The organism is Bacteroidota bacterium, assembly GCA_018698135.1.
Classification (GTDB): Bacteria; Bacteroidota; Bacteroidia; order CAILMK01; family JAAYUY01; genus JABINZ01.
The window spans coordinates 1-6,220 of record JABINZ010000034.1; the positions used below are offsets into that span (position 1 = coordinate 1).

The following is a 6,220-nucleotide window of genomic DNA, read 5'->3' on the forward strand; positions in this document are numbered from 1 at the left end:
GTGAATTTCCAAAGTTCAGTCTTGGACAGATCTCTTTTTTATTATACCTTTACTTAACATATATTTTTTTACACCAATGATATTAATCTTTATTTTGGTATCATTGGTGTTTTATCAACATTCGACTTTGAACAACTTCATTAAGAAGATATAGCATTAATCAAAAATAAGATAAGTTATTTCAAAGTAGTATCTGCATTTTGTAAAATCAAGCGAAATCCAATTCCATGAATATTCTCGATACATATCTTTGAATCCTTTGATAAATATTTTCTCAATCGGGAAATAAATACATCCAACGACCTTCCTTTAAAATAATCATCTTCACCCCAAATGGCATTGAGTATCTCATCTCTTTTAACAATCCGATTCTGGTTATTATGAAATAATTGTAAGAGTTCTGCTTCCTTTTGCGTCATTCGAATCGATATCTGTGAATGACTTAGTTCAAGAGTAGCTGGACTAAAATTATAGTTTCCGATAGAAAAATCCTTTAATTTATTTTGATCATGTTTATAAACTTTGCTTCTTTTAAGGAATATTTCAATTTTCAGGATTAATTCCTCTATGCTATAAGGTTTTGTTATGTAATCATCTCCTCCAATAGTTAAACCTTCAATTTTATCTTCTTTCAGCGATTTTGCCGTTAAAAAGATAATGGGAATATTCACATTTATTTGTCTGATTAGTTTTGCTAAACTGAAGCCATCTAGCTTGGGTAACATCACGTCCAGAATGCATAAATCAGGTTTTGAATTCTGGAATGCTTCCCAAGCCTCTTCCCCATCTTGGCTGATGATGACCTGATATCCTTTAATTTCAAGATTATCTCTTGTTACATATCTCAAATATGCATCATCTTCAACATATAGAATTTTAACTTTATTAGTCATTATCCTGCTTTCTATTGGTTATTACTGACTTTCCCCCTACAGTAATTGTAAATGCACTTCCTTTATTGACTTCACTAAGTAAATCAATTTTCCAACGATGAATTTTAATAATATTCTTGACATAATCAAGCCCCAATCCAAAACCTTTAACATCATGAATATTGCCCATAGGCACTCTGTAAAATTTTTGAAAAATGAGTTTTTGATATTCGTGTGGAATTCCTTCTCCATTATCCTTAATAATAATTTTCAGCAAGCCATTAACAAATTCTGTTGAAACTGAAATCTTAATTTTTTCAGGACTGTACTTTACAGCATTATCAAGGAGATTAAAAAGGACATTTTTAATGTGGAACTTATCTGCCCTAATAAAATCATTTGATGCTTCAAGTTTTGTTGTTATTTCACCACTTTTTTCTTTCACATGCGGCTCAAATGTTTTCACTACTTCGCCTATTAGTTGATGCAGGCTAATTTCTTCCGTTTTCAAGCGGAATTCTTTTTTCTCTATCATGGCATATTGAAGAACTTTTTCAACCTGACGAGCTAAGCGCTGGCTTTCTTCTTTAATGATGAATGCATAATATTGAAGCCGCTCAGAATTTCTAATATTATCCTTTTCTAGCAGGACTTCTGAAGAAATGCCTATGGTAGAAATAGGTGTTTTAAATTCATGAGTCATATTATTAATAAAATCCTTTTGTATTTCTGAAAGTCGCTTTTGCCTGAGGATAATCAGCAGTGAAAAAGCAAAAAATACCAGGGTTATAAACAAGACTATAGAAGAAATAATCCATATCAACATTTTCTCAAGAATAAACTTAGTTTGAGATGGAAAAGTAATCCCGAAATAGTAGGTCATTCCTTCAACGGCCAAAAACTCCTGACAATATTCTTCCTTTTGTTGCGCAATTGCATGAGTGCTTGATTCACATAAAACCATAGTGCCAGAATTGCAATCATAAATAGCATAAAAATAGTCCAGCGGTAAATTCTTATACTCAAATTCAGTTTTTAAATAGTAATCAAGTGTTTGTTTGTCAAACTCGCTATTGATATCTACAACATAATAGGAATGTTTTTGTTGGCTAACAGGATTTGAACTTGGCAAAGGAGATTTATTGTAAATCGATATTTTTTCAGCGACATTGTATAATGCCGTACCGATATCATTTTCCAGCATCATTTTATTCATGTCATAAGCTTTCCGCACCCAATAATACTGGAAAAACAGAATTCCTACAATAAATAACGATCCCGTTAATATGACTGTCCTTATGCTATTATTTCTCATCTTAAAGAATTAGAGTACAATTTAAAATATTAAAACAATAACACGACCACGATTTCGGATCATTAACATTTCATTAACAATAATTCAGGTATCATTAACAGTAGTTCAATAAATCAGCACTGACATTTGTTCTTATTTAACCATCTAAAAAATAATAACATGAAAACATCTATTCTAATTTCTATTCTATTTTTCACATTTTCTGTTTGTTTTGGACAAGATATATTAACTGAAGAGATACCTACTCCTGATATAAAATTTGAACAAACAACAATTGATCTTGGGACAATATCTGACGATTCCAATCCTGTAATAATTTATAGGTTTACCAATACTGGCTCATCTCCCTTATTATTAAAAAAGGTAAAACCTAGCTGTGGGTGTACAATTCCTAAGTGGCCTCAACAACCAATTGCAGCAGGAGAAAGTGGCGAAATAAAAGCAACTTTTAGTACCCGAGGCAGTGCTGGAAAATTCGTAAGAAAATCAATTGTGGTTACAACCAATATCAAAGAAAATGGAACTGATAAAGTTTTTAACTTGGTTTTCAAAGGACATGTTGAAACTGCAAAATAATATTATACAACTTCAATTGCTGTGAACTTTATAAAGTAATCGATGAGGAGCTTTTAAGCCATGAAAAAAATGAAGCACAATTTTGATTTTTAAAGGATATTTAAAGCATAACAATATTCTTAATGCTATTCACTAATCACTTATTTGTTACTTGAATAACGACCTTTTTTGAAGGTTCATCTTAAGTTTCTTTTTATATTTGGAAGAAATTCAAAATCAATATACAACTATGCAAAATAAGTTCAAACTATGTATGACTTTTGCAGTGGTCGTCATCCTTAATTCATGTATAAATAAAACAAAAATGCCTGAAGCACCACAAGCCAAAAGAATAGCAAAAGAATTAATAATACACGGAGATGCTCGTATAGATCAGTACTACTGGATGAATGATAGAGAAAACAAGGATGTTATTGATTATCTGAATGCAGAAAACAATTACCTTGAAGAATCACTTGCACATGTAAAGGAATTCAGGACAGCATTATTTGAAGAAATAAAGGGAAGGATTAAGCAAACAGATATGTCGGTTCCCTATAAATCAAATGGTTACTATTATTATACACGTTATGAAGAAGGAACTGAATATCCAATTCATTGCCGTAAAAAAGATAACATAGAAAATGAAGAAGAAATACTTCTCAATGTGAATGATATGGCTAAGGGCTATGCATATTATCAATTAGGTAGTTATAGCATTAGTCCTGATAATAAGCTAATGGCTTATTCATTTGATACAGTTAGTAGAAGATTATATACCATCAAAATAATGAATCTGGAAACGGGCGAAATTTTCTCAGAAGAAATCAAAAATACAAGCGGTGGAGCGGTTTGGGCAAATGATAACAAAACCTTTTTCTATACTCAAAAAGATGAAAGCCTGCGACCCAATAAAATATTCAGACATCAACTCGGGATTGATGTTCAAAAAGATGTTTTGGTTTATCATGAAAGCGATGGACAGTTCATTTCCTACTGCTATAAAAGCAAATCACGAAAGTATATTTTGATTGGAAGCGAGAGTACAAATTCCTCTGAAGTTCGATTTATTGAAGCTGATAAACCCAATAGCGACTTCAGCATATTTCTTCCCCGTGAAGAGAATCATGAATATGGAATTGCCCATTATAAAGATGAATTTTACATCCAAACGAATTGGAAAGCAAAGAATTTCAGATTAATGAAATGCCCAATTGAGGCAACTGAAAAGAAAAACTGGAAAGAAGTTATAGAGCACAGAGATGATGTATTATTGGAAGGTGTCGAAATATTTAAGGAATTTCTAGTGGTAGAAGAACGGAAAAATGGCTTGACAGAAATTAGAGTTATTAAATGGGAAGACCAAGCAGAACACTATCTAGAATTCGGAGAGGAAGTTTATACATCCTGGACATCAACCAATCTTGATTTTAATACACGGATACTTCGATACGGTTATACTTCAATGACCACTCCATCATCTGTTTTTGATTATAACATGGAAAGCAAGGAAAAAACCCTGCTCAAGCAACAAGAAGTTTTAGGCGAATTCAATAAAGATGATTATCAGGCAGAACGCTTATATGCAACAGCTAAGGATGGTGTAAAAGTTCCAATATCTTTGGTTTACAAAAAAGATGTCGAAATTGATAACAACAATCCGCTCCTGCTTTATGGCTATGGTTCTTATGGCTCAAGTATGGATCCGGGCTTTAATTCTGCACGACTAAGTTTACTCAACAGAGGATTTGTATTTGCCATTGCTCATATTAGAGGAGGGGAAGAAATGGGACGGCAATGGTATGAAGACGGGAAACTCCTGAACAAGAAAAATACCTTCACCGATTTTATTGCCTGTAGTGAATACTTAATTGACATAAAGTATACGTCCAAAGAAAAACTATATGCCATGGGCGGCAGTGCCGGTGGCTTATTGGTGGGTGCTGTGATGAATATGCGTCCAGACTTATATAAAGGCATAGTAGCCGCTGTTCCTTTTGTGGATGTGGTTACAACCATGTTGGACGAAAGCATTCCCTTAACTACAGGTGAATATCCTGAATGGGGCAATCCCAATGAAAAGGAGTATTATGACTATATGCTTTCTTATTCACCCTATGATAATGTAGAACCTAAAGATTATCCGAATATTCTGGTTACAGCAGGTTTGCATGATTCTCAAGTGCAATATTGGGAACCAGCCAAATGGGTTGCCAAACTGCGCTATTTGAAAACCGATGACAATTTATTGATCATGCATACACAAATGGAAGCAGGTCATGGTGGTGCATCTGGCCGCTTTGAATATTATAAAGAAACAGCTTTGGAGTATGCATTTTTGCTGGATTTGGCTGGGTTGGTGAAATAATAAACCCTGACAGGGCTACTTGTTATTCTTTCAAAGCATATAATATCAGAGTGTTAGGCCGTGTCTGTTTGTTATAGGATATAGAAAAGGATACAGTATTAAAAATGAAAATAGTTTTACCTTTGTTTACAATGAGCTTTTTAGATGAAGATAACTGTTGGAATGCAAGAGAGATTGCTTGGCTATACCTTAAAGATATAGTTGATCCTTCAATCAATCAAAACATTGTAGATTTAGTTAAATCCTCCATTTACTTTTTAGAATTTCAGAGAGAGAAATTTCTTGAAGAATTAAAAAGTGAGTTAATTAAAACTAAAGTTTTATGTACTTATCAAGGGGTATATGTTGAGTTAAAAATAGATTTAATCAACGAAATTTTAAAGTGGATAGAGTCTGAACAAAAATTAATTAAAGATATTAATAAATTTAATTCAGTGAAGATATTGTCATTATTACCTCATCTATACAAAGATAAATTGATTTGCAATGAAATGTATACCGAATTTCCAAGACTCATGAATAATGATATACTATACTGCAATTATAAAATTGCAATGTGGAAAATATACAGCGTAATAAAATACTTTGCTGATAATTCATTAATTACAATTCCAGAATATTCTCTAAATGAAAAGAATAAAACCACTATTAACAATCCTGTTATTCGAAGTTTCATAATTCAAAATTTCATAGTTAAGAAAACAAAAAGAGAACCCATAGAAGACCAAGTCTTATCAAATAGTATTTCAAATAGCAATAAGATCGAAAATGAAAAAAGATTTTCATCATATATGAGCTTTTGTAATAAGATTGAAAAGTGCATAGGACAATTTATTGACTAATAAATTTTGTAAGTCTTTTCTGAATACCTACCAGTCCTTGCTTATAGTCAAAGCATTATTACACAAATTATATTAAATTATACATTTCATTTTCTGAATGCTTGCCAATCCTAACTTATAGGCAAAGTATTATTACACAAATTATATTGAATTATACACTTATAGTTTACTGATAAACAGCCTGTTATGCGGTATTTTTATTAATTTTGTTTTCATTATTATGTGAATCTTAAATACAAATGCATGACTGAAAGAGAAATCATTTTTA

General features: G+C 31.9%; 5 protein-coding genes. 3 read left to right on the forward strand and 2 right to left on the reverse strand.

Features of this window, described 5'->3' with window-relative positions; all coding sequences use genetic code 11:
• Window positions 1–176: 176 nt before the first annotated feature.
• Both HOG71_02460 and HOG71_02465 read right to left on the reverse strand, forming a co-directional pair.
• The gene (locus tag HOG71_02460) at window positions 177–893 is read right to left on the reverse strand and encodes a response regulator transcription factor (protein ID MBT5989691.1); all 717 of its coding nucleotides are present in this window, start codon (window positions 891–893) and stop codon (window positions 177–179) included.
• Complete coding sequence (locus tag HOG71_02465; protein ID MBT5989692.1) at window positions 886–2,187, reverse strand: HAMP domain-containing histidine kinase; 1,302 nt, start codon at window positions 2,185–2,187, stop codon at window positions 886–888. The genes HOG71_02460 and HOG71_02465 overlap by 8 nt, the downstream gene beginning before the upstream one ends.
• A 159-nt stretch (window positions 2,188–2,346) precedes the next feature.
• Between HOG71_02465 and HOG71_02470 the strand changes: the two genes are divergently transcribed.
• The 3 genes from HOG71_02470 to HOG71_02480 all read left to right on the forward strand — a co-directional run bounded on the left by HOG71_02470 (window position 2,347) and on the right by HOG71_02480 (window position 5,952).
• Window positions 2,347–2,763, forward strand: a complete 417-nt coding sequence (locus HOG71_02470; protein MBT5989693.1) for a DUF1573 domain-containing protein — start codon at window positions 2,347–2,349, stop codon at window positions 2,761–2,763.
• A gap of 229 nt (window positions 2,764–2,992) precedes the next feature.
• Entirely contained in the window at window positions 2,993–5,110 is a 2,118-nt protein-coding gene (locus HOG71_02475; protein MBT5989694.1) for a S9 family peptidase, read from the forward strand.
• Between the two features lie 104 nt (window positions 5,111–5,214).
• Window positions 5,215–5,952 carry a hypothetical protein gene (locus HOG71_02480; GenBank protein ID MBT5989695.1) on the forward strand — a complete coding sequence of 246 codons (738 nt, stop codon included), beginning with the start codon at window positions 5,215–5,217 and terminating at the stop codon, window positions 5,950–5,952.
• The last annotated feature ends 268 nt before the right edge of the window (window positions 5,953–6,220 follow it).

Coding starts and splice junctions, on each gene's coding strand:
- HOG71_02475 (MBT5989694.1), top strand. CDS start 2,993: ATGCAAAATAAGTTCAAACTATGTATGACTTTTGCAGTGGTCGTCATC.
- HOG71_02480 (MBT5989695.1), top strand. CDS start 5,215: ATGAAAATAGTTTTACCTTTGTTTACAATGAGCTTTTTAGATGAAGAT.
- HOG71_02465 (MBT5989692.1), bottom strand. CDS start 2,187: ATGAGAAATAATAGCATAAGGACAGTCATATTAACGGGATCGTTATTT.
- HOG71_02460 (MBT5989691.1), bottom strand. CDS start 893: ATGACTAATAAAGTTAAAATTCTATATGTTGAAGATGATGCATATTTG.
- HOG71_02470 (MBT5989693.1), top strand. CDS start 2,347: ATGAAAACATCTATTCTAATTTCTATTCTATTTTTCACATTTTCTGTT.